Annotated in this window: 19 protein-coding genes and 4 pseudogenes; 13 read left to right on the top strand and 10 right to left on the bottom strand. The window is 61.3% G+C overall.

Going from position 1 to position 25,308, the window contains the following annotated elements:
* Positions 1-104: 104 nt before the first annotated feature.
* The 8 genes and pseudogenes from ACFFFR_RS05070 to nrdI form a co-directional block, all read right to left on the bottom strand.
* Positions 105-461, bottom strand: a pseudogene (locus ACFFFR_RS05070) (hypothetical protein); the annotation flags it as partial.
* 515 nt (positions 462-976) lie between these two features.
* A pseudogene (locus ACFFFR_RS05065) lies at positions 977-1,710 on the bottom strand (DUF2637 domain-containing protein).
* Positions 1,707-2,612 (bottom strand): bifunctional DNA primase/polymerase, encoded by a 906-nt coding sequence (locus tag ACFFFR_RS05060; protein ID WP_377458432.1) that lies wholly within the window; start codon positions 2,610-2,612, stop codon positions 1,707-1,709. Before ACFFFR_RS05060 ends, ACFFFR_RS05065 begins: the two are co-directional and overlap by 4 nt.
* 1 nt (position 2,613) lies before the next feature.
* The gene (locus ACFFFR_RS05055) at positions 2,614-3,699 is read right to left on the bottom strand and encodes an ArdC-like ssDNA-binding domain-containing protein (protein WP_377458431.1); all 1,086 of its coding nucleotides are present in this window, start codon (positions 3,697-3,699) and stop codon (positions 2,614-2,616) included.
* A gap of 233 nt (positions 3,700-3,932) precedes the next feature.
* A complete protein-coding gene (locus ACFFFR_RS05050; RefSeq protein ID WP_377458430.1) occupies positions 3,933-4,790 on the bottom strand; it encodes a helix-turn-helix transcriptional regulator in 858 nt (285 codons plus the stop codon).
* A 600-nt stretch (positions 4,791-5,390) separates the two neighbouring features.
* Complete coding sequence (nrdF, locus tag ACFFFR_RS05045; protein ID WP_377458429.1) at positions 5,391-6,416, bottom strand: class 1b ribonucleoside-diphosphate reductase subunit beta; 1,026 nt, start codon at positions 6,414-6,416, stop codon at positions 5,391-5,393.
* A 37-nt stretch (positions 6,417-6,453) separates the two neighbouring features.
* Positions 6,454-8,601 carry a class 1b ribonucleoside-diphosphate reductase subunit alpha gene (nrdE, locus tag ACFFFR_RS05040; protein WP_446686095.1) on the bottom strand — a complete coding sequence of 716 codons (2,148 nt, stop codon included), beginning with the start codon at positions 8,599-8,601 and terminating at the stop codon, positions 6,454-6,456.
* Between the two features lie 5 nt (positions 8,602-8,606).
* Positions 8,607-9,095, bottom strand: coding sequence for a class Ib ribonucleoside-diphosphate reductase assembly flavoprotein NrdI (nrdI, locus tag ACFFFR_RS05035; RefSeq protein ID WP_377458427.1), 489 nt, complete (start codon positions 9,093-9,095; stop codon positions 8,607-8,609).
* Positions 9,096-9,490: 395 nt separating this feature from the next.
* Here nrdI and ACFFFR_RS05030 point away from each other — a divergent pair, with 395 nt between their 5' ends.
* From ACFFFR_RS05030 to ACFFFR_RS05015, 4 genes are all read left to right on the top strand, one after another.
* A complete protein-coding gene (locus ACFFFR_RS05030; RefSeq protein ID WP_377458426.1) occupies positions 9,491-11,326 on the top strand; it encodes a phosphoenolpyruvate carboxykinase (GTP) in 1,836 nt (611 codons plus the stop codon).
* 305 nt (positions 11,327-11,631) lie between these two features.
* On the top strand, positions 11,632-12,375 hold the full coding sequence (locus tag ACFFFR_RS05025) for a metal ABC transporter ATP-binding protein (RefSeq protein ID WP_070423827.1): 744 nt from the start codon (positions 11,632-11,634) through the stop codon (positions 12,373-12,375).
* Between the two features lie 2 nt (positions 12,376-12,377).
* Complete coding sequence (locus tag ACFFFR_RS05020) at positions 12,378-13,220, top strand: metal ABC transporter permease (RefSeq protein WP_377458425.1); 843 nt, start codon at positions 12,378-12,380, stop codon at positions 13,218-13,220.
* Positions 13,217-14,179 (top strand): metal ABC transporter solute-binding protein, Zn/Mn family, encoded by a 963-nt coding sequence (locus ACFFFR_RS05015; protein WP_377458424.1) that lies wholly within the window; start codon positions 13,217-13,219, stop codon positions 14,177-14,179. The genes ACFFFR_RS05020 and ACFFFR_RS05015 overlap by 4 nt, the downstream gene beginning before the upstream one ends.
* 24 nt (positions 14,180-14,203) lie before the next feature.
* On the opposite strand, the gene ACFFFR_RS05010 is transcribed toward ACFFFR_RS05015, so the two are convergent.
* Positions 14,204-14,641, bottom strand: coding sequence for a hypothetical protein (locus tag ACFFFR_RS05010; RefSeq protein ID WP_377458423.1), 438 nt, complete (start codon positions 14,639-14,641; stop codon positions 14,204-14,206).
* 26 nt (positions 14,642-14,667) lie between these two features.
* Between ACFFFR_RS05010 and ACFFFR_RS05005 the strand changes: the two are divergent.
* Together ACFFFR_RS05005 and ACFFFR_RS05000 are read left to right on the top strand one after the other, a co-directional pair.
* Positions 14,668-15,543 (top strand): annotated as a pseudogene (locus ACFFFR_RS05005) (metal ABC transporter permease).
* Positions 15,544-15,571: 28 nt separating this feature from the next.
* Positions 15,572-16,228, top strand: a complete 657-nt coding sequence (locus ACFFFR_RS05000) for a metal-dependent transcriptional regulator (RefSeq protein WP_377458422.1) — start codon at positions 15,572-15,574, stop codon at positions 16,226-16,228.
* Between the two features lie 34 nt (positions 16,229-16,262).
* On the opposite strand, the gene ACFFFR_RS04995 is transcribed toward ACFFFR_RS05000, so the two are convergent.
* Positions 16,263-16,940 (bottom strand): metal-dependent transcriptional regulator, encoded by a 678-nt coding sequence (locus ACFFFR_RS04995; RefSeq protein ID WP_377458421.1) that lies wholly within the window; start codon positions 16,938-16,940, stop codon positions 16,263-16,265.
* A gap of 748 nt (positions 16,941-17,688) precedes the next feature.
* Here ACFFFR_RS04995 and ACFFFR_RS04990 point away from each other — a divergent pair.
* From ACFFFR_RS04990 to ACFFFR_RS04960, 7 genes and pseudogenes are all read left to right on the top strand, one after another.
* Positions 17,689-18,498 carry a hypothetical protein gene (locus ACFFFR_RS04990; RefSeq protein WP_377458420.1) on the top strand — a complete coding sequence of 270 codons (810 nt, stop codon included), beginning with the start codon at positions 17,689-17,691 and terminating at the stop codon, positions 18,496-18,498.
* A gap of 310 nt (positions 18,499-18,808) precedes the next feature.
* Positions 18,809-20,494: pseudogene (gene mobF / locus ACFFFR_RS04985) on the top strand (MobF family relaxase); the annotation flags it as partial.
* On the top strand, positions 20,494-22,131 hold the full coding sequence (locus tag ACFFFR_RS04980) for a hypothetical protein (protein ID WP_377458419.1): 1,638 nt from the start codon (positions 20,494-20,496) through the stop codon (positions 22,129-22,131). The pseudogene mobF and the gene ACFFFR_RS04980, both read left to right, overlap by 1 nt.
* Positions 22,132-22,254: 123 nt before the next feature.
* Positions 22,255-22,695 (top strand): hypothetical protein, encoded by a 441-nt coding sequence (locus tag ACFFFR_RS04975; RefSeq protein WP_377458418.1) that lies wholly within the window; start codon positions 22,255-22,257, stop codon positions 22,693-22,695.
* 95 nt (positions 22,696-22,790) lie between these two features.
* Entirely contained in the window at positions 22,791-23,303 is a 513-nt protein-coding gene (locus ACFFFR_RS04970; RefSeq protein ID WP_158053049.1) for an RNA polymerase sigma factor, read from the top strand.
* Positions 23,303-23,986 carry a hypothetical protein gene (locus tag ACFFFR_RS04965; protein WP_377458417.1) on the top strand — a complete coding sequence of 228 codons (684 nt, stop codon included), beginning with the start codon at positions 23,303-23,305 and terminating at the stop codon, positions 23,984-23,986. The genes ACFFFR_RS04970 and ACFFFR_RS04965 overlap by 1 nt, the downstream gene beginning before the upstream one ends.
* A gap of 322 nt (positions 23,987-24,308) precedes the next feature.
* A complete protein-coding gene (locus ACFFFR_RS04960) occupies positions 24,309-25,289 on the top strand; it encodes a recombinase family protein (RefSeq protein ID WP_377458416.1) in 981 nt (326 codons plus the stop codon).
* The last annotated feature ends 19 nt before the right edge of the window (positions 25,290-25,308 follow it).

Raw genomic sequence — 25,308 nt, 5'->3', positions numbered from 1 at the left:
GCGGCACCGCCCTGGGCTTCAGAAACCTCACCCACTACATCACCAGAGCACTGCTCGACACCGGCGGATTCCGAACCCAACTACACGCATTTTTACGATGAGCCATGAAACACCGAAAACTGCGGGCGGCGAGCCTGGTGCGTGGAGCAGAGCATCCCGTTCGCGCGGGCTTCGGCAATGCAGGTGATCTGCACCGCCCGCGTGACCACACCCCACGGATCGTTCGCCCGCAGAATTGAGGGGGTGCGCATCACGTCGAATGCCGCCGAGGCTGCCTCCCACGCATCGAGGCCGTGCTTCCTGGCAAGGGGTGCGTATTTGGTGGCGGTGTAGTCCATGAGCGCAGGAACATCACTGTCACTGCGCCAGGCGGTCCTACCTGCGTCGTGGATTCGTGTGAGAAGGCTGCGCAGGCCTTCTCCGGTCGTGAAATCGATATGTGCCGCTGCGGTTGTAGTCATGATGGTGGCACCTCCTGCTAGAGAGGTGCGCACCACCTCCCACCGATCCGGGGCCAGCACGATTGCGGTGCTCGTCATAACGCATCACCGGGCCATCCCCACACCCGACCGCTGCGGTGCCGACACTCCGTGGGGACGGGGGCGACCGAACGCCGATAACGGTGGAAGCTTGCTGACACGGTTCGAGATCGCCGTTCGTGACGCTGCGACGGTCTGCACCGGGAATCGTCTGATCCGGCGGTGCAGTTCCGCCTCAAAACTGATCCCACGCCCCGCCAGCTGCGCAGTCGATGCCGACAACGCGTCGGACAGGCGCACCCAGGCGACGCTACGTGGATCGAACCGATCCACACCACGCGCCGTGACCGTTCTGCTCTTCAGGGAGGGATCAGTTCGGCGGGCCAGCTCCGACACGTCCTCATGGGGCGACCCCTCAGCTGCGCTGGGTGCTGTCGCGCGCGGTGTGGTTTGCGGGGACTCGGGCTCATGAGTGACGTGAGGGGGTTGCTTGGTATTCATGGTGATGTCTCCTGTTCATTCGTGATGGAAAGCGATTGGGGCAGCCAGCGCCCCACGGTCGAGGGGTGCACCCCGAAATGTGTGGCGATGCGCTTGTTTGACCAGCCCTGCCCGCGCAGCCCAGCAGCAACCGCACGCCGGTCCAGCTCACCCCGATCGGGGCTGATGGCCGAGGCCTCATCAGTGAACGGAGGCGTCGCAGCACTATGCGAGTCGGAATCCGGAAGCCACGCGGCACCTCCTGGTCGCCATCAATATCTGCTTTGTCGAGGAGTACCGGAGTGGTCGCAGCCGTGGACGGGAAATTGTTCGGGGCGATCGGGCGCGTGAGGATGACGGTCAGATGCGTGATCGCAAGGAGCACCAGTGGCGGCACTGCGGCAACAGCGGCGGCCAGTAGCCCTGGTACGTCGGCATCGGCGGCAATGACGGCGTGCAGCGCATTCGCCGTCACCGATACGAGCGCACCTGCGGCCAGCAGCATCCACGGATACCAGGCCGCACGGTGACCAGCCAAAGCAACGACGGAGACGGTGGCGACGACGATAATGCCGTCCACGATCACCGGCCACGCCCACGCCTGACCTTCACTAATCCCAGACCTACGCGCGAGGTCTGCCAGTGCGGTGAACGACAACCAGAACGCGCCAAGGGCGATCAACACGGTTCCTGTCACGGCGGTGCTCACCGCGAGCCGTCCACCACGCCGCTGTAACACCGGGGTCGTCATGCAACCACCCGGCCCAGAGCCTGCTGCGGTGGAGAACGACGCGGTGCCGGTTCGTTGCCTGCCGGCTCACGATGAGCGGGGTCGGTGGTGCGGTATGCGGAGCGGATCGTGGTGGTGATCTCTCGTGGCCTCAGTCCGGCGTGTGCCGCCGCAGGTCCCAGAACTGCGAGGGTGTCACCAACGGCGGTGTTGTTTTCGGCGAGGCGGCACGCTGCCCAGAACAAGCCTTGGTTCCGTTCACCTTCACCCAGGGCTGCAACCCATCGGCCGAGACGCTGCACATCAGGACCCCGACGCGGTGTCATCTGGTCTTGGTGGGTAGGTGAGGGGCGTGGGTCAAGGAAGTTCCGCAGGCGAGACGCATCCACCGGCGAAGGTTCTATCAAGCCGGTGCTTTGCAACTCGTACGGTCTCAAGTGACCATCGGGCTGGCGCACCTGTGACGGCGGGGCGAGGATGTAGCCGCCGGTGCCACGAAAATCGATCTGTGCCGTGGGTGCCTGCCACGAAGGCTGCTCCCGCGAGGTACCGGAGGGGAAATAGACGTGCAACCCGCCCGACGGGGTGCGCACCAGCGCCGCCCACCCGTGCACGATTCCTTCGCGGCGTGCACGCTGGAACGCAGGGAACCCAGAACCGCTTGAACTGATATCGACGTCTACGACCTCGATGCCCGAGGCGGGACCGGTGGGGATCGCGAGATTCGCGCTCGGCCACCGATCCCACCACGCCGACACTTGGTTCAGATCGGTGGTCGCGTCATGGAAGCCACGCCTGGTCAGAGGGCGTTTTTCACCCGGTACGCATGGAAACACCGGCACCCCGGCCGACGCGAGCAACCGCGCAGCATCCAGCAGTGGTAGGTGCTGAATGCGGGCCAGAGCATTGAATACGGTCGCCATGTCACAGCCCCCTCACCGGTTCACGTCTACCTACAGCCGAGGGCGGTGACGGCTCAGGCAATGGCTGAGGGGCCAATCGCTGACGCGCTTCGCGTCGCGATGTATCCCGCACCAGGCCGGGCGGGTCACCAGCCCCGACCTGTGTCGTGTCGAGCTGATCGAGAATCTCTGTCGCGGCCTTCCGTACCCGTTCACCGGCAGCCTGTACGACCTCGACCGGGGATGAGTCCTTCACGGTGCTGGCCCAACCGGTCACGTACGGGATCGTGTAACCAGTGGTGTCCATTCCATGCGCAGCACCCACCATGAGTGCAACAGATTCGGCCTCCACCTCACCAATCCCGCGATGTCCAGACGCATCAGGATTATTCGGTCCGTGGAGCATCACATGTGCCAGCTCATGCGTGAGCGTTTTCACCTGCGCCGCAGGTGACATGTTTTCCCGCACCGCGACCGTATTCGCACCGTAGTCGGTGACCCCGTTCGCGCCGTGGATCATGCACTCATGCGGCACCTGCACCACGGTGAATCCGTGCGCCTCAATCTGGGCGGCGAGGCCGTCCCAGAGCCCAGTGGGGGCTTTGCCCTCCAACAGCACCGGCATCGGGCGTTCGGGAATCGGATCGCCTGAGGTTTGCGAGACATCCCACACGTAAGCGGGTTTCACCCCGATGATCTTCGAACGGGCGACCTCACCCGCTCGCGGTTTCTCACCGCGTTGCAGCCTGCGCCACGACGCCGCATTTCCCGGTTTTGCCGAAGCAAACCGAGCGGTGACCGGGGCGAAGATCATGTACCCCGACTGGCCCTTGTCCACCTGACGGCCCAGAGTTTGCCACTGCCGGAACCCCGCCACATACGATGGCTCCGCAACCGGTACGCGACCGGACTCGAATGCGTCGAGATGCTGGGACCAGATCAGCAATGTGTTGTTGAACGACCGCGATCGAAACCGCGCTGCGAAAGTCATCGCGCGCTGCCAATCCTCACCAGTCACGAGGCCATCAACCGCGCTGATCAACCGCTCCTGCAAACCATCGAGCTTCGCTTCACGCGCTACTCGTGCTTCCTCCCACTTCTTCGCCATCGCGTCCGCCTCTCCCAGAAACCTGTAGTCACCAGCCACTGCTTTGAGTAGGGCCTGCGACTACCAGGTACGCCGGGAACACATGAGCCACGAGCGGAAGTCAAAGTACGGGACGACCGCCAGGAACAACACTGAACCCAACAGTCCCTACCGTCCTACCAGCCAAACACCAGCACCAGGCTGCGGTGTCGAAGAAGACGTCCCGAAGGACACCGGAGATGTCCTGTTCCCGGTCACTTCTCGGTGGTGTGCATCCGGCGATATTTGCTCGGCGTCATACCCACACATTGTTGGAATGCCTCGTTGGCACGACTGCGGCTCGCCCAACCAACCCGGCGGGCAGCCGCGTCGATCGTCAAGTGAGTTTCACGCAGCAGGTGCGCCATCTCCTCAACGCGCAGCATCGTCAAATACGCCAACGGCGTCTTACCGTAGGCCTCGGTGAACACTCGCGAGAGTTGCTTCGGGGACAGATGCACCCGAGCCGACAAGACATCCAGCGTCCAGTTCGCAGTGATATCACTGGCCAGCGTCGCACGGGTTTGGTGGGCTTCGTCCCTGGCCGGTGCGAACCGTCGGCACCTTGGTAGCGTTGGGCGGGAGTGAGCGCGCTGCGTGCGGCTTTGCCGAAACGGCGTGACTTTCAGGAACGGACTGACCACGTCAGCGATCGAAAACCACAGTGCCTGCATGCGGTGAAAATGATGTGCGAATCCGCCGTCGATACTGCACGCAACGAGTTCATCCAGCCACGGCATCAACATGCCAGTACGGTCTTCTCCAAGCCGAAGCACTTGCGAGGGCTCGCTGTAGAGAGCTTCGGTGAACCGCTGCGCATCCAGACGGTCACGGAGCAGCCAGGCGTGCTGCCAGAACACCTGATCAATCACATAGTCAGTGTCGAGGTAGATCGTGGTAGTGGTGATATGACCTTCCGGTTCACTGCCACAGAGCACATTCGCGCCCAGCACCACCACGTCACCGACCGTGACGAACCGTTGCCCGAATTCGCTGAATAACACTGCGCTGCCGTCCCGGACGACGATGACTTTAACGCAGTCGTACGTCACCGGGCCAACCGGACGATGCATCGTCCGAGTACTTGCAACAAGTGGCGAGAAATCTCGCTGCCCACCCCAAGCCAACACAGCGCATCACGGCCCGTCACGCCACAATCGGGCATCCAAGTGGAGGGGGCGGAGCGCAGCACACCGACCAGCACCGGCCCAGTTACCGAAAGCAGCTAGCCGATCGACTGCGCGATCGCCGACAGTTCGTCGGCACCAGCTGGGTCTGACGCTCGCAGGCAGAAGGACACAAAGGCCAGGACATCGCAGGTACCACCCCCAAAGTCGAGCGCTCATGTCCCTGCCACTGTCCTGCCCGGCGCGATCACGGGGCCGGGGAATCTGACGAGCAGCACCGACGTACTCACAACGGCGACCAGCAACTGATCGGTCGTATTCCAAGCTCATGCACGCGCGGAGCTGACTCGTGTCAGCGACAGCCCAAAAACACGGGGTGCCGGTCCCGTCGGGATCGTCGTAATTCTAGGGAAATGGTCGATGAGGTTGTAAGCGATCGTGCGGGCGTAGGAGCCTCGGCGAAGACTGCCGACAAGGATGGAAATGTTTCGGGTTACGCTATATCTTTCAGTGAATGTGTGAGTGCAGGGTGGGTGATTTTGTGTGTCAGAAGTCCCAGTCGTCGTCGCTGGTGTCTTCGGCTTTTCCGATGATGTACGAGGAACCCGAGCCGGAGAAGAAGTCGTGGTTCTCGGCTGAGCCGGGTGAGAGGGCAGCAAGGATCTCGGGGTTGACCTCGGTCTCTTCAGGGGTGAAGCGGGCCGGGTAGCCGAGGTTCATGAGCGCCTTGTTCGCGTTGTAGCGCACGAACACCGCCACGTCGTCCATGAGTCCGAGCGGTTCATAAAGGTCACCCGAGTATTCGAGTTCCAGTTCGTAGAGTTCTTCCAACAGTGCGTAGGTGAACTCGCGCATGTGTTCCTGTTCGGCTGCCGAGTGGGTCTCGAGGCCGCGTTGGTACTTGTATCCGGAGTAGTAGCCGTGCACGGCTTTGTCGCGGAGGATCAGCCGGATCATATCTGCGGTGTTGGTGAGGGTCGCGTGGACAGAGAAGTGCAACGGCAGGTAGAACCCGGCGTAGAGCAGCAGGGACGACAGCAGGGTGGAGGCTACTTTTCGTTTGAGCGGATCATCACCGTAGTAGTGCACCAGGACTCGTTTTGATCGTTCTTGGAGGAGGTCGTTGCCGACGGCCCACCGGTAGGCGTCGTCAATTTCTGGGGTGCTGGTGAGGGTGGAGAACACGCTGGAGTAGGAGCGTGCGTGCACGGCCTGCATGAATGCGATGTTTGTGTAGACGGCTTCTTCGTGCTCGGTGCGGGCGTCTTGGATCTGGCAGATCTCACCGACGGTGGCCTGCACGGTGTCGAGCATGGTGAGCCCGGTAAACACGCGCATTGTGAGGGTGCGCTCTTCGGGGGTCAGGGTCTGCCAGGCAGGCAGGTCGTTCGAGAGCGGCACTTTCTCGGGGAGCCAGAAGTTCGCAGTGAGCCGGTTCCACACTTCCAGGTCTTTGTCGTCACCGATGCGGTTCCAGTTGATGGGTCGCAGGCGAGCGGCGGGGTCGTGCCGGAACCCGGGCGGGGTGACGGAGATCTCGGTGATCGGACGGGTGAGGTCGAGGAGAGTCATAGGGAATCCTTGATACAAATCGGGGTGGGTAAGGTGATTAGAGGGCGCAGGAGACACAGTTCTCGATCTCGGTGCCTTCGAGAGCTGGCTGGCGCAGCCGGATGTAGTAGAGCGTCTTGATCCCGGCCCGCCAGGCATAGATCTGGGCCTTGTTGATGTCGCGGGTGGTGGCGGTATCGCGGAAGAACAACGTCAAGCTCAACCCTTGGTCCACGTGGCGGGTCGCGGCGGCGTAGGTGTCGATGATCTTTTCGTAGCCGATCTCGTAGGCGTCTTCGAAGAACTCCAGGTTCTCGTTGGTCATGTGCGGGGCCGGGTAGTAGACACGCCCGAGTTTGCCTTCTTTGCGGATCTCAATCTTCGCTGCGATCGGATGGATCGAGGCGGTCGAGTGGTTCACATATGAGATTGAGCCGGTCGGTGGGACAGCTTGCAAATAGGCGTTGTAAATCCCGTGCGCCATGACCGACTCCCGCAGTTCCTGCCAGTCAGCACGGCTCGGGATTGCGACGTCGGCATCGGTGAAGAGGTCGCGGACCCGCTGGGTAGCGGGCTGCCAATCACGGTCGGTGTACTTGTCGAAGTAGGAGCCGTCGGCATACGCCGAGGTGTCGAAGCCTGTGAAGGTTTTGCCGCGTTCGATCGCGATCCTGTTCGAGGCGCGCAGGGCGTGGTAGGTGACGGTGAGGAAGTACAGGTCGGTGAAGTCGATGCCCTCCTCGCTGCCGTACCGGATGCGCTGGGAGGCAAGAAAGCCGTGGAGGTTCATTTGTCCGAGCCCGATCGCGTGCGATGCAGCGTTTCCGGCAGCTACTGATGGCACCGCGTCCACGTCGGTCTGTTCCGACACGCTCGTGAGTGCCCGCACCGCCGTCTCCACGGTCTGTCCGAAATCAGGCGAGGCGAACGCCTGCGCGATGTTGAGCGAGCCAAGGTTGCAAGAAATATCCCGGCCCACGTTCTCGTATCCGATGGCGGCGTCGTAATGGGAGGGGGTGTTCACCTGGAGGATCTCGCTGCACAGGTTCGACATGTTGATCCAGCCTTCGAGCGGGTTCGCAGCGTTGACGGTGTCTTCGAACAGCACATATGGATATCCAGATTCGAACTGCAGCTCGGCGAGGGTTTTGAAGAACTCGCGCGCACTAATCGTGGTCTTCCGGATCCGCGGGTTCCCGACCAAGTCGTCATAATGTTCACTCACCGAGAGGTCGGAGAGGGGTTTGCCGTATTCGCGTTCCACGTCGTACGGGCTGAACAGGTGCATGTCCCGGTTTTCCTTCGCGAGCTGGAAGGTCACATCGGGAATGACGACACCGAGGGAGAGGGTCTTGATGCGGATCTTCTCGTCTGCGTTTTCCCGTTTGGTGTCGAGGAACCCCATGATGTCGGGGTGGTGCGCGTGGAGGTATACCGCTCCCGCGCCCTGGCGGGCACCGAGTTGGTTGGCGTAGCTGAAGCTGTCTTCGAGGATCTTCATCACCGGGACGACGCCGGAGGCTTGATTCTCGATCTTCTTGATCGGTGCACCGGTCTCACGCAGATTCGTCAGCAGCAGGGCGACCCCGCCGCCGCGTTTGGACAATTGCAGGGCGGAGTTCACGCTGCGGCCGATGGATTCCAGGTTGTCTTCCAGGCGCAGCAGGAAGCAGGAAACGAGTTCACCGCGCTGCGCTTTGCCTGCGTTTAAAAACGTTGGCGTCGCTGGCTGGAAACGGCCCAAAAGCATCTCATCGACGAGGCTGGTCGCGAGTTTCGTGTCTCCTTGCCCGAGGTAGAGTGCGGTGGCGACGACGCGCTCCTCGAAGCCTTCCAGGTAGGTGGTGCCGTCGAAAGTTTTCAGCGCATAGGACGTGAAGAACTTAAACGCCCCCAAGAATGTGTGGAATCGGTGGCCTACGCCATACGCGTGCTCGTACAGCCCACTGATGAACTCTGGCGTGTATGCGGCCAGAAACTCCGGCTCGTAATAGTCGTGTTTGACGAGCCAGTTCAGGCGGTCATGCACTGATCCGAAAGATTTCGTGTTCGGTGTGACGTGCTGCCTCAAATACTCCGCCGCAGCTTCCTGGTCTTTGTCGAACTGAATCGACCCATCCAGGGCGAACAGGTTCAGCTGTGCGTTGAGGGCGTGGTAGTCCTTACGGACACCGATCCCGGTACGTGGCGGAGTTTCTTGAGTCATGGTGGTCATACGGGGTTCCTCTCATTGGAGGCCTGCGCCCAAAAACGGGTCAGGCCATGGGTGACGTTGTAGATATCGCGCTGGGTACCCAGCAGTTCGAAGCGGTACAGCTCGGGGACGTTGCATTTGGCGGAGATGATGGGGCCTGCAAGGCAGTAGTCCTCACCGAAGTTCGTGTTCCCCGCCGTGATCACGCCCCGGATGAGGGACCGGTTGACCGGGTCATTCAGGAACGCGATCACCTGCTTCGGCACCGCTCCAGCGTGCGCGCCGCCGCCATACGTAGGAACGACCAACACGAACGGGCGAGCTACCCGAATCATCCCTTCGCTGCGGGGGCGCAAGGGGATGCGCGCTGCGGGAAGGTCGAGCCGTTCCACGAAGCGTCTGGTGTTCTCGGACACGCTGGAGAAGAACACCAGATCCGAAGACTCTGTGAATGTCAGCTCCCGCGTCAGGGGTGCGGCTTGCCCTGAGCGAAGTGCGGTCGGCATCGGGGTTCTCCTCTCCTGTTCGGCTGCCGATCGTCACGTCGGCAACCACTACATGTTGTGCTCGACCCCCACCGGAGGGAGCGTATCTAGTAATAACATCACTTTAGATCCTTTTTCTACGACACGCCCATATTTGCAACTACGGCGTGTCGAACATAGAATGTTAGGTGCGCAGACGCGCTGTGGATAAAGGGCCAGGAGGGCGGTGGAGAACTCACGAGCGTGCTACCGCGTCATCGGGTCTCCGGTGGCGCATGAGTGGGTGGGTTCGATGCCGCACGCACTCTCGTGGCCGCCACGGAACAGAATCTTCAGAGTTCCTTTGCTGCGGCCTGGATCAGATCCCATCGACTACACACCCTCGTTCAGGGAACGGGGACAGGAGAACCCATCGTATGAGCACCAGTATCGACCAAACCCTAGATGCGGCAGCCGTGACCACTCAGGCGATCCGCGAGTTCGTGCAGGAGTGGGCAGCGATCACCACTCCGGCGCGAGTGGAAGTCGTCAGCGCGGCCGATGATGCTCGGCTCATCCAAGAGGCCCTGGACGCCGGTGAGCTGCTCCGGGCTGGTGAGGGGCGCTACTATGCCAGGTCGCATGTGAACGACACTGCCCGGTCGGAAGCACGCACTGTCGTCGCGACCAGCAACCCGTCGGATCGTGGCGTCTACAACAACTGGCATCCCGCCAACTTAATCACCGCGACATTACGCGAGCGAATGCGTGCAGCCTCCGCAGGCAAGACCATGTATGTGGTGCCCTACCTCATGGCCGTACCCGGGACGCCCCTCGCCCCGTTTGCTGCCGGCGTGCAACTCACAGACGACCGCACCGTCGTGCTGCACATGATCCGTATGGCTCGCGTCGGCCTCCACCTATTCGACGACCTCGACGATCCCGACTTCTTCGTTCGTGGCGTGCATGTCACCGGTGACCTCGACACCTTAAACCAGGGCACTCCCGAAGATCAGCGCCTCTTCGCCACAATCGCAGACCAGCGCACCATCCTGCACTACGGCTCCGCATACGGTGGCAACGCGCTCCTCGGGAAAATCGCCCATGCTCTGCGTCTTGCCTCCTACGACGGTTGGGTATCCGGACGATTTCTTGCCGAGCAATTCCTGCTGCTCGGCATCGTCGACACCCACACCGGCCGCACCTATCACGTGTGCGGCGGGTTCCCCAGCGCCTCAGGCAAGACGAACCTCGCGATGACCCTGCCGCCTGACACTCTCGGGGACCGGTACCGGGTGGAGTTCTACGGCGACGATATTGCCTGGCTCTGGGCGGGAGACGACGGTCGGCTCTACGGCATGAACCCCGAAAACGGGATCTTTGGTGTCGCGAAAGACACCAACGAAACCACGAACCCTGTAGCTGTCGATGCAATGGGCCCCGGAAGCGGTGCGATCTTCACGAACGTCGCCCGCCACGACCTCACCGGGGAGGTGTGGTGGGAAGGCAAAACCCCAGAGCCGCCAACGCAGATCGAAGGATGGCGCGACTGGGCCGGTCACCTCATCACCGACCGCGACGAGCGCACGAGAAATGACCCCTGGGCGCACCCGAACAGTAGATTCGCGACCGCACTCACCAACATCCCCACGCTCGCTCCTGCCGCTGACCATCCCGCCGGAGTACCAATTGACGCGATCATCTTTGGTGGACGCACCAGTGACCGTGAACCCCTGATCCGCGCGATCACCGACCTCGCGGAGGTTGTCTACGACGGACTCACCTTGGGTGCCGAGGCCACCTTCGCAGCCGAGGGCCTCGACGGGCAATTGCGCTATGACCCGATGTCCATGCGACCCTTCCTCTCCTACCCGGAAGGGGACTATGCCCAGCACTGGCTCTCCATCCTCGGCAACCTTGCCCACCCACCGATCTTCGCTCACGTCAATTGGTTCCAGCGAGATCCAGACGATGGCCGCTACCTCTGGCCCGGGTACCGTGACAACCTCCGTGCTCTCCTTTGGCTTATCGACCACCATCACGGACGCGCGAACGGGCAGCACACCCCGGTCGGTACTCTCCCCACAGCTGACGAACTCGACCTCGACGGACTCAACCTCCAAGCGGGCGATCTCGACCGGCTGCTTCATATCGACCGTGCGCAATGGGGTGCTGAGATGGGCCACCGTAGCGAGCATCTCGCCCAATTCCCGAACCTCCCCAAACCTATTCGTGACGTACACAAACGCATCACCACGCAACTTGAGGAGTAGTAAGTTCAGCGACCTTGAGAACAGAGTCGGGGCGACGTGACCAAAAAACACGATTGCTATGCTTTTCAACTACGGCATTCCAAACATATAAGTTTCTAAATCAAGAGAAAGATGTTCAATGCGCACTCAATCACGATTGGTGACCGGCTTGGGAGTCATGGCGGCAGCTACGCTCCTTAGCGGGCAGAGGGGTCTGCCTCAGAGGATCTCGTGCGCCCGTGTGTTTCGCGATTTAACGGGTGAACACGGAGGGTTTACGGTAGGAGCATCCAAAAAGTTCGGTGCACTAAACTTAGGTATTCTTCATGGCTAATCTCTCTGTGTCTGACCCGGTGGTCCGGGTTCGCGGGCTCCACGCCGGCTACCGCAATAACCCAGTACTTACTGACGTCTCCTTCGAGGTGCCCCGCGGTGTCGTGCTCGGCATTGTGGGCCCCAATGGTGCCGGGAAATCAACACTCCTCAAAGCCATGCTCGGCCTCCTGCCCGGCACCACCGGCGAGGTGCGGTTTCTCGATCACCCACTGTCACGGGTGCGCGCCCGCGTGGCGTACATGCCACAGTCCCTCACCCTCGACCCGAGCTTTCCGGTCACGGTGCGAGACGTTGTGCTCATGGGCACCTACGCCGGGCTCGGCTGGGTGAAACGCCCCGGCAAAACCGAGCGGGCACGCGCCGCCACCGCTCTCGACACCGTGAAGCTCACCCACCTCGCCGAACGACCCATCGGGGAGCTCTCAGGCGGACAACGCCAACGGGTGCTCCTCGCACGCGCGCTCGCAGGACAACCCGAGCTCCTCGTCATGGATGAACCCTTTCAGGGGGTTGACGCAACAAGCGAAACCACGATTGTTGAAACGCTACGAGAATTGCGTGCCCAGGGGGTCACCATCCTCATGGTGCACCACGACCTCATGACGGTGCTCGACTACTGCGACTGGGTCGCCCTCGTCAACCACGGGGTGGCACGCATCGGGCCCGCGAAAGAAACCTTCACCGCAAAAAACCTCGAGACCGTGTTCGGCATTCCACACCTAGGGGCGGCATAACCATGCAGTTCTTCACCGACCTTTTCGCCTACGACTTTCTCCAAAAAGCGCTCATCGTCTCCGTGCTCACCGGCATCATCAGCGGGGTCATCGGGAGCCTCGTCATGCTCCGCGGCCTCGCACTCATGGGCGACGCGATCTCACACGCCGTCGTGCCCGGCGTCGCCGTCTCCTACCTGCTCGGCATCAACTTCTTCTGGGGCGCCATCGCGGCAGGCCTCCTCTCGGCGTTTGGCGTGGGGTTCATCCAAAACCGCACCACCGTGAAACAGGATGCGGCGATGGGCATCATCCTCGCAACCATGTTCTCGATCGGGATCGTGCTCATCGCGAAAGCACAAAGCGCGATCGACCTCACCAAAATCCTGTTCGGCAACATCCTCGCGGTAAAAACGGAAGACATGATCCTCTCAATCATCGTCGGCGCCGTCGTCACCGCGGTAGTCGCACTGCTCTACAAAGAGCTTGTCATCTCAAGTTTTGATGAGGCGAGTGCTGAAGTGTACGGCTTCAAAACCCGCAACCTGCAATACCTGGTGCTCGTGCTCCTCACCCTCGTCACGGTCACCTCGATGCAAACCGTCGGAGTGGTGCTCGTCATCGCGCTACTCGTCACCCCTGCGGCGACCGCATTTTTGCTCGTGAAACGCCTCACCCCGATGCTCATCATCGCCGCGGCCTGCGGGGCGGTGAGCTCCTTTGTGGGCATGGTCGTAAGCTTTGCGACGAACCTCCCCTCTGGGCCCGTCATCGCGATCATCGCCGCCGTACTGTTTGTGCTTGCCATGCTGTTTTCACCCCGCCAGGGGCTCCTCATCCCACACAGAAAGGTACAACCTCAATGACCCATCACCCTCGCCGCAGGGCCCGACTCACCGCGGCTGCAGCCCTCATCACCGTTCCACTGCTCCTGGGTGCCTGCACCCAAGCTGCCGATAACGGTGAGCCACCCGCCTCGGGCGAGGAGCCACTGCGGGTGGTCACCTCGTTCACCATTTTGGAAAACATGGCCGAAGAGATCGGCGGTGACCTCATCGAGGTGCACAACCTCGTACCCACCGGCACCGACCCGCACGAATACGAGCCCCTCCCCGAAGACACAAAAGCGGTAGCAGACGCTGACCTACTCATCATGAACGGGCTGAACCTCGAGGGAGGAGACGCGGGATGGTTTGCGCGGCTCACCGAGTCAGTCGGCACCGACCCAGACACCGTGATCATCGCCTCTCACGAGGTGGAGCCGATGATGATCGGCGAGGGCACCGCCGAGAGTGAGATCAACCCGCACGCCTTCATCGACCCAACGGTCGGCATCATGATGGCGGAGGCGATACGCGACGGACTCATCGCCCACGACCCGGAACACGAGGCGGAATACACGGAGCAGGCGAACGTCTACCTCGATGAACTCGAAAAGATTGAGGCGGAGTACCGGGAAGGGCTGGACGCGATCCCCGAGGATCAGCGTGTGCTCGTGACGAGTGAGCGCGCCTTCCAGTATCTTGCCGACCGCTACGACCTCACCGAATACTATATTTGGGAGATCGACACGGAAGAAAACGGTTCGGCTGAGCAACTCACCCGGCTCATCTCAGAGCTGAAAGAGGTTGAGGTGCCGTACCTCATTATTGAATCCAACGTTGATACTCGACCGATGGAAAGGATCTCAGAAGAGACGGGGATCCCCATTTTTGAAGACCCCATCTACTCCGATGAGATTGGTGACGCCGAACATCCGGAGGCCAACACCTACGCGAAGTACCTTGAATACAATCTCAGGGTGCTCACCGCCGCGCTCGGGTAACTGCTGGAGTAGCTAACCGAGTAGCTATGCGGCGGCGCTCTCGCGGGCCCGGGTGATCGCGTCAAGCACCCGCACCCGCAGGGCGTTGCCGCGCTCCATGAAGCCGCGCTGCATTGCGGCATACTCGCTTTTACCCTCGGGCGTTTCAATTTTCATGGGCGGGAGACCGTACTCGCTCACGTCGTAGGGCGAGGCCTGCATGTCGACCCGCCCAATATCGAGCGCGAGATCAAAGGTGTCGAGGAGGAGTTCACCGGGCACGAGCGGGCCGAGCTTCATTGTCCACTTGTAAATATCCATTCCGGCGTGCAGGCACCGATCGCATTCGGCAACATACCCACTGGGCCACTGATCGTGCTCACCCTGTTCGCGATCTTCGTAGTTTCTCTGCTGTTTTCCCCGCGCCGCAGCATCATCACCCGTGTCTTCTCGCGCAGACGCGCACGCGCGATGCTGAAGCATGAACTCCTCATGGAAAGGACCGTGCAATGAGTTTCGCCATTGGCACCATGCTGCTCGCCGTCGTCACCGCCGTCGCCTGTGCGCTCCCCGGCACTTTCGTGGTGCTGCGTCGCGGGTCGATGCTCGTCGACGTGATCGCCCACTCGGTACTCCCTGGCATCGTTGTCGGCTACTTCATCACCCGCAACTTCGACTCACCCCTCCTCATCATCGGATCTGCCCTCGCAGGCCTGCTAGTGGTCCTTGGCGCAGAATGGCTCACCCGCACCGGCCTCTTCACCGGAGATGCCCCGCAGGGGCTCATCTTCCCGGCACTGTTCAGCGGCGGGGTGATCTTGGTGAGCATAAACTTCGCGAACATCCACCTCGACACTCACATGGTGCTCGCAGGGGACCTCAACATCGCCGCGTTCCGGCACTTGATCATCGGCGGTGTCTCGCTGGGCCCGTCTTAAATGTACGTGATGCTCGCGGTCCTGCTCGTCAACGTCACCTTCCTCACCGTGTTCTACTCGAAACTCAAAGTCACGACGTTCGATCCCGAGTTCGCGGGCAGCCTCGGCATTCGTACCGGGCTCATCAACACCGCGTTCATGTTCCTCGTCTCGGTGACGTTCAACGCATCGGGCGCGATCCTCGTGATCGCACTCGTTGTCGTGCCGCCCGTGACTGCCTACCTGCTCAGCACGCGCCTTCCCGTGATGATGACGCTCACCGTGATCATCGCCATTGTTGGTGCGGTGGCAGGTTTTTGGGTCGCGTACGTTCTCGACGCCGCCACGAGTGCCGGGATGGCCGTGTTCTACGGGATCATGTTCGCTGCCGTGCTGGCAGGCACACGGCTTGCACAACGCCGAAGACAACTCGCACACCACAAGATTTCAGCACTGGCCTCCGCGTAAACGGGGACTCCCGACGTGACATCAGACCATGCAGGAGAGCACCGCGATTCAATACTTGAAAGCAATTTGGCATCTGCAGGAGCACCACCATGCCTCCGTCAGCGTGACCGCCCTCACCCACCGTCTCGCCAGAGCCCCGGCCACGGTCTCGCAGGCCATCAAGCGACTGGGCGAGGCGAGCCTCGTTTACCACGAACGATACGGCCCCATCGATCTGACCGACAAGGGACGCAGTACCGCGCTCCTCGCGATCCGACACGAACGGATAGCGCGCGCATTTCTCTGCAACGTGCTCGGCATACCCTGGCCAAATATTGCAGAGGAGGCCTCAGGAATCAGTCTTGCCCTCACGAACACGCTCGCAGAGCGTATGTTCCAGAAGGCCGGATCACCGACTGTCGACCCGTACGGGCACCCCATCCCAGATATCACCGGCCACCTCAGTAAGGTTTCCGATGCCGCACTCAAGAGCCACTCCGTAGCAGTAGATCTGCGTATCACACGGGTGGTGGAAGGTGATCGCGAACTCCTCGAACGTTTCCAGATGCTTGGTCTTACCCCCGACTCGCCCGTGCAGGTCATACACATCGATCACGCAACCGGTGTCATTGAGCTGGACACCTCGACTGGGAAAGCAAGCCTGGGGCTCTCCGTCGCTGGTCAGATACACGCCGTCACAGCCTAGGTGGCAACAGACCGGCTCACCCCGACACACACCACTATTCGAGCATCGCCACCCAGACCGCATCCGTCGCAGAACGTCCAAGCGGCAGCACTGCCTTCTGTTCCACGACAGCCACCTCTAGCGTGTCCGTGTAGGGAGCCGCGGCTCTCGTCTCCAGAACGGTCCCGTACACGATGCCATGATCCGCGAAAAACTGCAGTAACTTCGGGTCATCGTCAGAAATCCGCTCTACCCGAACCCGTGCCCCCGCGCTGACGCTCGTGAGCAGCACCGCATCGGGCCTCGTCACCGTCCCGTCCGCCGCAGGAATCGGGTCACCGTGTGGGTCGCGCTCCGGATATCCGAGAAGCTCATCGATGCGGTCAATCATGAAATCCGACACGGCATGCTCAAGCATGTCCGCCTCTTCATGCACCTGATCCCACCGATACCGCAACACCTCGACCAGAAACGACTCGATCAGTCGATGCCGACGCACCATCGTCACCGCATGCGACCGGCCCTCCGGCGTCAAGCTCACCGCACTGTAGCGGGCATGCTCCAGCAGGCCCTGCGTACTGAGCTTCCGGATCGCATCAGACGCTGTCGACAACGCGACCCCCGTGCGTGCCGCGACCATTGACGCGGTCACCGGAACATCGGACCACTCCCCAAGACTCCACACCGCCTTGAGATAGTTCTGAGTACTCTCCGACAACGTAGACACCGACATGGTCGCAGTTTATCAAACATCAAACTACGGTAAGACGAAACTTTTCTGACCGATCCAGCGGCGTTGATGCCACTGTCGATCCCATCGGTGAAAATGCCGGCGGCACATAGGAAAGGTTTTTCTCGGAACCAAGTACCGAGCATCCAAGCCTCGCTACAGCCTCGATCATCATTCCCAAATCGGTGAACGCTCATTGTGCGGCGGCATTTAACTTTCTAAAGAGCGTTGATAGTCGCCATGAGGCCACGTCTTCGGGCCACCAGGAAGGTACGGTGAACATCTCCGGTTGCTCCTTACCTCTGTGGGCATATTTCGTGGCCGAGAGCGGGCCGCGCACTTTCTCGACGATCATCTGTCGGGGTTACAGCACGTCGACGGCGTCAGACAAGTACCGTCGCAGTCCGTGTAGCAGACCAGCCAAGAGGGCAACCTGCTCGCCAAAGGTCGAGACGATCTCGTCTCCGGACCCAATCAAGAGCAGCCACGCGTCTTGCAGAAGAGGGTCGAAGACGACTCACTTCGGCGGGAGTGGTCGACTGTGCCGCCCGAGACAATGAGTATCCGGGATGATGGTAGTCGCGCTCTACCGCCGGTCTGGGTCACCGGAACACACTGGTAGCCGGTCGCGTTGGGTCTCCGCCAGGACTAACCTGTTCACTATGTGAGAAACGAGGATCTAGTGGATATCAAACCTGAGTGGCAAGGCACGAGACAGCACCGCGAGGCCTCTGATATGTCACGGTGGCTCGTGCATCTCACACGCTCCGAAGACGATCTGATTTCGATCTTGGCCGGCGGCACGATTGAGGCCCGGGCACCCTACGGCGCTGGAAGATACTATCCAGAAGTTCAGCATCTTCATCGCTCTGTGTGCCTCACGGAGATACCGCTGCACGAACTCGGACGCATGACCCAGCATCGACCTTGGGGGATTGTCTTCGACAAGGAGAAGTTGCGTGGGAAGTTCAATGCACAACCCGTCTGGTACGTCAGCGACCCGTCCCCTCAATGGCAGGCGCTTCATGCGGCGATGGATGGCGCGGCGCGCAAGTCGGACGCGCCGCTCTGGCGGCTGACACCCTTTATCGAAAGCGTACGTAGTCTTCAGAGTGGGAACCCGAACGATTGGCGATGGGAACGAGAGTGGCGTGTGTGTGGCGACTTGGAGTTCGAACTCAGCGACATTGCCATGATTATCTCCAGCGAGGCCGGAGCGACAGCGATTGTTGATGAGGTGTCAGTCGGCCTGCCCTGGGTGTCGCCTGATGGGGGCCGCGCCCAGTGGGCCGATGGCTTCACTGATGGGTGGGATGCGGCGATCGACAAGATGCTCGATCGCTTCTTTGAGACTTTCACTTCACTGGACAACTCTGGGATGCCGTGGGATAGCGAAGACAAGGCATACGTCCAGCTCGTCGAGTTCTACGAAACGGCCGACGCCATGGACGAAGTATTCGGTTACCTCCTGCCTGACTTGCATGAAGCAATCGAGTCAGCGCTGAATGACGAGAGCTACCAGTGGTGTCTGACATTCGATTTGGAGCATTGGGGAGACTAGTAGCGAATCTCTGGTCCTGATGTACCTCGCGTAGTCACTCACACGGCAGCGATGCTGATGCTTTCAGCCGACAGTGGCTATGAATACTTCCTGCCCACGATCGCCGCCTGCGACGGGCATCGTCTTTCATCGACGCCGTTGACGAGGTATTGCACGTAGGAAGGCACGCTGCTCCCGGGATAGCGGCAAGGGCTATTCGCCTCACTTGAATACGACGCCTGTGCCAGCAGCACTGTGCTCCGCTCCGTGATTTCTTAAGTCACAGACGTGCGGTCGCTGACGCTTACCTGTCGTTCAGGAGGCAGCTGCGATGACGGTTTCGATGCGCGTGATGAGCGCGGGTGACGGTTTCAAGTACCTGCTGCGCACCGTGGCCGCCGGTGATGGTGACCGGTCGCTCTCGACACCGTTGACGCGCTACTACGCCGAGCAGGGGGCACCACCCGGTAGGTGGGTCGGGCAAGGCCTCACCGGGATCGGTACCGGTCAATTGAGCACCGGTGACCAAGTGACCGAAGCGCAGCTCCAACTCCTTGTCGGGATGGGCCGAGACCCCATCACCGGTGACCCCCTCGGCCGTGCGTATCAGTCCTTTGTGCCCGTTTCGGAGCGAATCGACGCTCGCGTAGCAGAGCTGGACGGGTCATTGTCTCCCGCCGTTCGCGCGGCACAGGTCGCGCAGATCGAAGCCGAAGAAACCGAACGGGGTACCCGTCGTGCAGTAGCTGGATTTGATTACACGTTCTCGATACCGAAGTCCGCCTCGGTGTTGTGGGCAGTTGCGGATGCAGGGACGCAAGCGTTGATTGCGCAGGCGCACCATGCGGCGATCGCGGAGGTGCTTGCATTCATAGAGCGCGAGGTTGCAACCACCCGAGTCGGTGCAACCGGCACCGATGGTGCCGCAGCACAAGTCGATGTCACTGGGGTAATCGCGACCGCATTCGATCATTACGATTCCCGTGCTGGTGACCCGCACTTGCACACGCATGTCGTGATCTCAAACAAGGTCCAGACGGCGCAAGACGGTAAGTGGCGTTCTCTTGATGGCAGGCCGATGCACGCTGCCGTTGTCGCACTTTCAGAAATGCACGAAGCAGTGTTCGCTGATCACATGACCCGCACATTCGGAGTCGAGTGGGAAACCCGGGACATGGGCCGTGATCGCAACCCCGCCTGGGCAATCAGTGCCGTGCCTGAGGCGTTGGTGTCGGAGTTCTCGACTCGTTCCCGACATATTGAGGTCGAAAAGAACCGCCTCATCGCTGACTACATTGAGAAGCACGGTAAGCAGCCCACGACGGCGACGATTCTCAAGCTCCGTGCGCAGGCAACCCTTGCTACTCGGCCGGAGAAGCAGGTGCGCTCTCTGGCGGAACTCACCGAGGATTGGCGTACCCGCGCAACCCGCTTACTCGGTCAAGATGCAACCCGGTGGGCGCAAGGCGTTGCGGTGAATCCGTCCGCGATGTTGTTGCGTGCTGACGATGTGCCCCTCGAGGTGATTGCTGAGATCGGGCAAGCGGTCGTGGAGGTGGTGGGTGAGAAGCGGTCGACGTGGCGGCGCTGGAACCTGCACGCCGAAGCTTCCCGGCAACTCATGGGCTGGCGCTTCGCCTCCATGGTGGATCGTGAAGCGATCACCGGGTTGGTGGTCGATGCGGCTGAGCACGCGTCCCTCAGGTTGACGCCGCCCGAATTGGCATCAAGCCCGGTGATGTTCCAACGAGATAATGGCACGAGCAGGTTCCGGCCGAAGCACTCCACCGTGTATTCCTCCGAGACCCTGCTTCAAGCAGAAGACCGCCTCCTGCAACGTTCCCGCGCCACAGCGTCACCGACTGTGGCGCTTACGACGGTAGAGCAGATCACCCGTCTTCCTGATGCTGACGGCCGGATGCTGAGCGATGACCAAGCGACCGCACTCGCATCGATCGCTGTGTCCGGGCGGACCATCGACGTGCTCGTAGGGGCAGCCGGTGCCGGGAATACCACATGTCGAGTTTGACGCCACTCCTGAACTGCAAACGGCTTGTGAGTTGGACTCTTGCCCCATCTGAACAGGCACCCACGTCATCGCACAGAAAACCGCATGAAATCAATCCTCGAGGCAATATCCGCACCCTCGTGCATCGCAATACGCGCCAGAACATACTCGGTGCCCCATCGTTTGCCCCAGGAGTCGAGCAGCAGGCCGGCCGCTCCACCATCTCGGTCACGTCGACGAACGCGGCCGCGCAGCAGATCAACCATGCCGTGTACGAGCGTCTGGTCGACGCCGGTGCGATCGACCCCGCCACTGTCACGCATGGGATGGACGGTGACCCCATCGCCGCAGGCGCGCAGGTAGCGACCCGCGAGAACGACCCCGAGCTCGGCGTCGCCAACCGACAAACGTGGACGGGGCGCAGCGTGAACGCTGACGGCCGCATCACCGTCGCTGACCCGACGACTGGGCATCACCGCACCCTCGACGCCGACTACGTGGCCGAGCATGTGCAGCTCGCCTACGCCGTCACTGGGCACGGCGCGCAAGGCATGACCGTCGACACTGCGCACACGGTGCTCTCCGACGAGATGGACGCTGCCGGTGCCTATGTCGGCATGACCCGCGGCCGCACCGCGAACGTGCTGCACGTCGTTGCCGTCGACGAGCAAGATGCCCGCGAACAGTTCATCGACGCATTCGCACGCGATAGCGCAGACCGCGGCCTCGACGAAGCCCGAAAACAGGTCGAACGCGACATGCACGGCATCATCGCCGGCAACGCGGCGACCGTAGCCGCCGAAGTCGACCAGCTTATCCACGACGCGGCGAAAGCCGACCGGCAGACAGCCGTCTGGGACGATGCCGCCTCCCAGTTCGCCCGGCTGCGCGAGCAGCATGCCGCCGAGCTACACCAGCTCGAACAAGCAGTGGAAACGACGCAGGCCACCGCACAACAGCTACACGCCCAAGTGATCGCCCCGCTTCGCGCCGAAGCTCAGACCGACGGGGCCGAGATCGCAGCGCTGCGCGAGCGCGCGACGCAGGCGCAACAGGAAGCGCGCAGCGCCGGCCGATTCAGTCGCCGGCGGGCCGAGCGCGACACCCAAACCGCCACAAGCGAGTGGGAACAGGCATGCGACCGCGCCACGCAACGCTGGGGCAGCGCCCCATGGGGTGCTGGCGAGGTCGAGAGCTGGGCCGAGCGCGTCAGCCAGCAGCGCGCCGGCCAAGACCCCCAGGTGCGCGACGCGAGCAAAGCCTCTACCGTTGCGAAGATCGAGCTGAACACCGCTCACAAACGACACCCGCTCGAAGCGCAAGGCCTTGCCCGCCGAGTGTTCCGCAACGATCCCGCTGCGCAGTTCCTCACGGCCGAGAGCGGGGAGCGCCGTGCCGCGCAGAACACGGAACGGTGGCGGGGTCGAGCTACCGACTTGCGCGCCGAAGCCGTCGAGCTGCGCCAGCTTCCCACCGACCAGGCGGCCGAGCGGGTGCAGGCGAAGCACCAGGCCGCAGCTGAGCACGCGGCACGCGAAAAGCAGCTCGCACGCGAACGCGCCGAACGACTCCGCAAGCAAGACCCCTATCGCTCACCAACCCAGCACCAGCCAGGCCCATCGCGCGGCCCGAGTCTTGGACTGTAAAAACCCTTACTTCCAAGGGCGATGTAACGTTCTCTGCCGCTCAGACATATAGGAGGTGTGAAGCCCCATCCGGGTTCACGCTACCGACGCACTCTGTGCGTCTGAATCGATAAGGATCAAGCTATGAAACGTCGCATCGTTCCATCCCTCATTCTCACTTCAGCGCTGACGCTGGGGGCCCTCGGCGTGCTGGGCGGGTGCGCAACCGGTGAGTCCCCCTCGCAGCATACGTCGACAGTGGCCCCCACCGAGAGGAGCCAGGTGAACCTTCTGACCTATACGCCGGTAGAGGATCAAGGCTCGGCCGAGGCTGCTTTCGAGGGCCGGTTGATTGGAGAATCCAGTGACCAGTACCTGTATGGTGAAGATGCGAACGGAGGACGTGTCGGCATTGTGTTCCCCGAAGGAACCACTCTCTCGCTCAACGATGAAGAGGTAATTCTCCCAGATGGAACACGAATCCCGATCAACACTGAAGTCTCTCTCACCGGCGGATACTCAGAAGATCCAGGAAGCACGGTTCCTGAGCGTCCATTCGAGGAGTACTTCTACATCAACGGATGAGCCCATGAAGTGAGCGTCAGCGCCGAGTATGAAAGATTAAACCGTGATTGGTCTTCTCATACTCGGCGCTGGCCCGATATAGAAAAGAACCGTGTATGGCACTCGAGAGCTTCCAGCGCTTCTACGCGGATCACCACCCTCTGATCCTGACGATCGCACACCAACGACTCGGCGATTTCGCCCTCGCCGAAGACATAACCAGCGAAGTATTCCGCATCACGTGGGAACACCACCTTGAGGGTGGCTCGTTGAAGCTGCCGTGGGTCTACCAGACGCTCCGCAATCTCGTCGCAAACCAGTACCGCCACGCACAACGTACCGTCGACGTTCTGTCGTTCCTGCAACGAGAGAACATGGAGACTGCCATGCCTGATGATTCAATCGAAGACGCCATGCTCGTCCGCAAAGCCATGCTCTCGCTCTCAGAGGCAGACCGCGAGATACTCATGATGATCTACTGGGAGGATCTCACCCGCTCCGAAGCGGCTCAGATTCTTGGGTGCACCCCCGCAGCGGTGCGGGTTCGCTTATTCCGAGCAAAGGAGCGCCTGCGTTCCATCTTAAGAGACCCGGTTCTGCAAGGAGCAACCGAAGGGAAGGATGCGTGATGGATGACCTCGAACGACGGCTCCGTAAAGCACGCCCCTTCAGTGCAAACCGTAACGCAATCCTCTCCAACCGCGCACGATCTGATTTCGCTCAGATCACCGGCCAGGAGTTGCCCGGTGACATTGAGAACACCGCAGCAGAGCCGCGCCGAAACCGCCTCGCGGCCGCTGCAACGGCTACCCTGGCCGTGCTCGCTTGCGCAGCTGCGCTCGTGCTCTTCATCAACCCTCAGCAGTTTCTCTACGTTGCCGAACCCGAAACCGAAAACACGCACCAGCCCCCACCGACGCACGAGAATCAATATCAAGACGTTGAAGCACTCGCAGAGAAAGCCGATCTCGTCGTACAGGCCACCGTCGAGCAATCCGATACAGCCTCTGGAAAGGTGCGCTCTCAGCTCACCGTAGTTGAGACGCTCAGCGGCAACTTACCCGCAGGCTCGAACGTCACCGTAGAGCAGCCTGCCGCAGACGGAGATTACGACCTTCGCTTAGCTGAGGTCGGCGCAGACTCCCTGATCCTCTTTCTCTCTCAAACAAGCACTGACGGCATATACGAACTGGTGAACGCTTCACAATCCGTGCTCGTCGTTGACGGGGAGACGGTCTACCCAATATTCGATGAACTGGATCTAGGCAATGATGAGACCCTCGCGCAGCTTAGGGAGCGACTCCCCAGTTGACAGCATCGGGTCGCGCCGGAAAGGAAATGTCATGCAGGTGATGCCTGACACTCTCACTGACCCGGAGATGAACGCGCTTGTAACGCTTCGAGGCGATCCGCGACCTCGTCGTACAGCTCATCGTCTATGAGCCCACGACGCAGTGCACGGTTCAAATCATCGGCCGAACCCGGCACTTCAAACAAGAGGTCATCGAAGTAATCCGTAGTGCGATCCTGCGGCGCATGCTTCCATCCTTCCAGCACAACCCGAAAAGTTATGCAGTCATGGACTCAACCAAACCGACAGCAGACCCGAGTCAGGCGCGCTTGTAATTGACCCGGTGACCGGACCGCTGGTGGTCGAGATGTACCAGCGGGTGCTGGCCGGTGACTCCCTGTATCGCATTCGGAAGGATTGGAACGAGCGCGGAATTCTCACCACCCACGGATGCGCCTGGTCGGATCGCACGCTCAAGATGGTGCTCTACACCCCCTCCAACAAAGGCGTACGCGAGTACCGGCCCGTCATGCCCGACGGAAGCCGTGCGAAGACCTCGAAAATGCAGGTGAAAGCGGCATGGCCTGCACTGGTGGATGAGGACACCTGGCAGCAGGTCTCCGACGTGCTCGACGCGAGGAAGAAGGCCCGGAACTTCCACCAACCCGGCAGTGGTGCCGCGGTGCGGATGTATCCCTTCTCGGGTCTGAACCGCTGCTCACTGTGCGGCACATCGATGATCCATCGGGGCGGCGTGTACCAGTGCTTACAGCCGACCCTAGGCGGGTGCACCCGTTCGATTCGCTCCGCCGAAATCGAGAGGCTCGTGGAGGAAGCAGTGCTGGCGACGTTCAAGCAGATCACTCTCCACCCCACGAAACACCGAACGTCTGGCAGTGACCTTGCGGCAAGAATTGGACTCGTAGCGACACTCGACCAGGATCGGGAACGTCTGGGGCGGCTTGATGATGACTACTACGACGGGCTGATCGACAAGGCCATGTGGGTGCGGCAACGCGCAAGGATCGCAGAGCGGATCGAGGCGACCCGCCGCCAGCATGCGGCGAGGATGTCCGAGCAGCACGCAGGGCTCAACATCGACATGACCACGGTTGCGGCTGAGTGGGAGGGGCGTACCACGATGTGGCAGTACCAGGCAGCAAGCCTGATCCTGCAAGCGGTACTCGTCCATGCTCACCCCGCAGACATGATGACCGCTGTCCCAAAGCGTCGCAACGAGAGCACCGAGGACTTCCATGTGCGCCGCGACGCGCACCGGGCGGCAGTGCTCGCCCGCCGGGTTGAGTTCATCTGGCGCGCATAGACCGGATCGTGCATGACCG

The sequence above is a fragment of the Micrococcoides hystricis genome (assembly GCF_042434215.1).
GTDB classification, from domain to species: domain Bacteria; phylum Actinomycetota; class Actinomycetes; order Actinomycetales; family Micrococcaceae; genus Micrococcoides; species Micrococcoides hystricis.
The sequence above is the reverse complement of the archived record's forward strand: the minus strand, read 5'-3'. Positions and strand labels throughout refer to the sequence as shown.

Excerpts from the sequence above, each read along its gene's own strand:
- ACFFFR_RS04980 (WP_377458419.1), top strand. The coding sequence starts at position 20,494 with ATGTCGAGTTTGACGCCACTCCTGAACTGCAAACGGCTTGTGAGTTGG.
- nrdF (WP_377458429.1), bottom strand. The coding sequence starts at position 6,416 with ATGACTCTCCTCGACCTCACCCGTCCGATCACCGAGATCTCCGTCACC.
- ACFFFR_RS05030 (WP_377458426.1), top strand. The coding sequence starts at position 9,491 with ATGAGCACCAGTATCGACCAAACCCTAGATGCGGCAGCCGTGACCACT.
- nrdI (WP_377458427.1), bottom strand. The coding sequence starts at position 9,095 with ATGCCGACCGCACTTCGCTCAGGGCAAGCCGCACCCCTGACGCGGGAG.
- nrdE (WP_446686095.1), bottom strand. The coding sequence starts at position 8,601 with ATGACTCAAGAAACTCCGCCACGTACCGGGATCGGTGTCCGTAAGGAC.
- ACFFFR_RS04995 (WP_377458421.1), bottom strand. The coding sequence starts at position 16,940 with ATGTCGGTGTCTACGTTGTCGGAGAGTACTCAGAACTATCTCAAGGCG.
- ACFFFR_RS04970 (WP_158053049.1), top strand. The coding sequence starts at position 22,791 with ATGGCACTCGAGAGCTTCCAGCGCTTCTACGCGGATCACCACCCTCTG.
- ACFFFR_RS05025 (WP_070423827.1), top strand. The coding sequence starts at position 11,632 with ATGGCTAATCTCTCTGTGTCTGACCCGGTGGTCCGGGTTCGCGGGCTC.
- ACFFFR_RS05010 (WP_377458423.1), bottom strand. The coding sequence starts at position 14,641 with ATGCTTCAGCATCGCGCGTGCGCGTCTGCGCGAGAAGACACGGGTGAT.
- ACFFFR_RS05060 (WP_377458432.1), bottom strand. The coding sequence starts at position 2,612 with ATGGCGACCGTATTCAATGCTCTGGCCCGCATTCAGCACCTACCACTG.
- ACFFFR_RS05020 (WP_377458425.1), top strand. The coding sequence starts at position 12,378 with ATGCAGTTCTTCACCGACCTTTTCGCCTACGACTTTCTCCAAAAAGCG.
- ACFFFR_RS05000 (WP_377458422.1), top strand. The coding sequence starts at position 15,572 with ATGCAGGAGAGCACCGCGATTCAATACTTGAAAGCAATTTGGCATCTG.
- ACFFFR_RS05015 (WP_377458424.1), top strand. The coding sequence starts at position 13,217 with ATGACCCATCACCCTCGCCGCAGGGCCCGACTCACCGCGGCTGCAGCC.
- ACFFFR_RS04965 (WP_377458417.1), top strand. The coding sequence starts at position 23,303 with ATGGATGACCTCGAACGACGGCTCCGTAAAGCACGCCCCTTCAGTGCA.
- ACFFFR_RS05050 (WP_377458430.1), bottom strand. The coding sequence starts at position 4,790 with ATGCATCGTCCGGTTGGCCCGGTGACGTACGACTGCGTTAAAGTCATC.
- ACFFFR_RS05055 (WP_377458431.1), bottom strand. The coding sequence starts at position 3,699 with ATGGCGAAGAAGTGGGAGGAAGCACGAGTAGCGCGTGAAGCGAAGCTC.
- ACFFFR_RS04975 (WP_377458418.1), top strand. The coding sequence starts at position 22,255 with ATGAAACGTCGCATCGTTCCATCCCTCATTCTCACTTCAGCGCTGACG.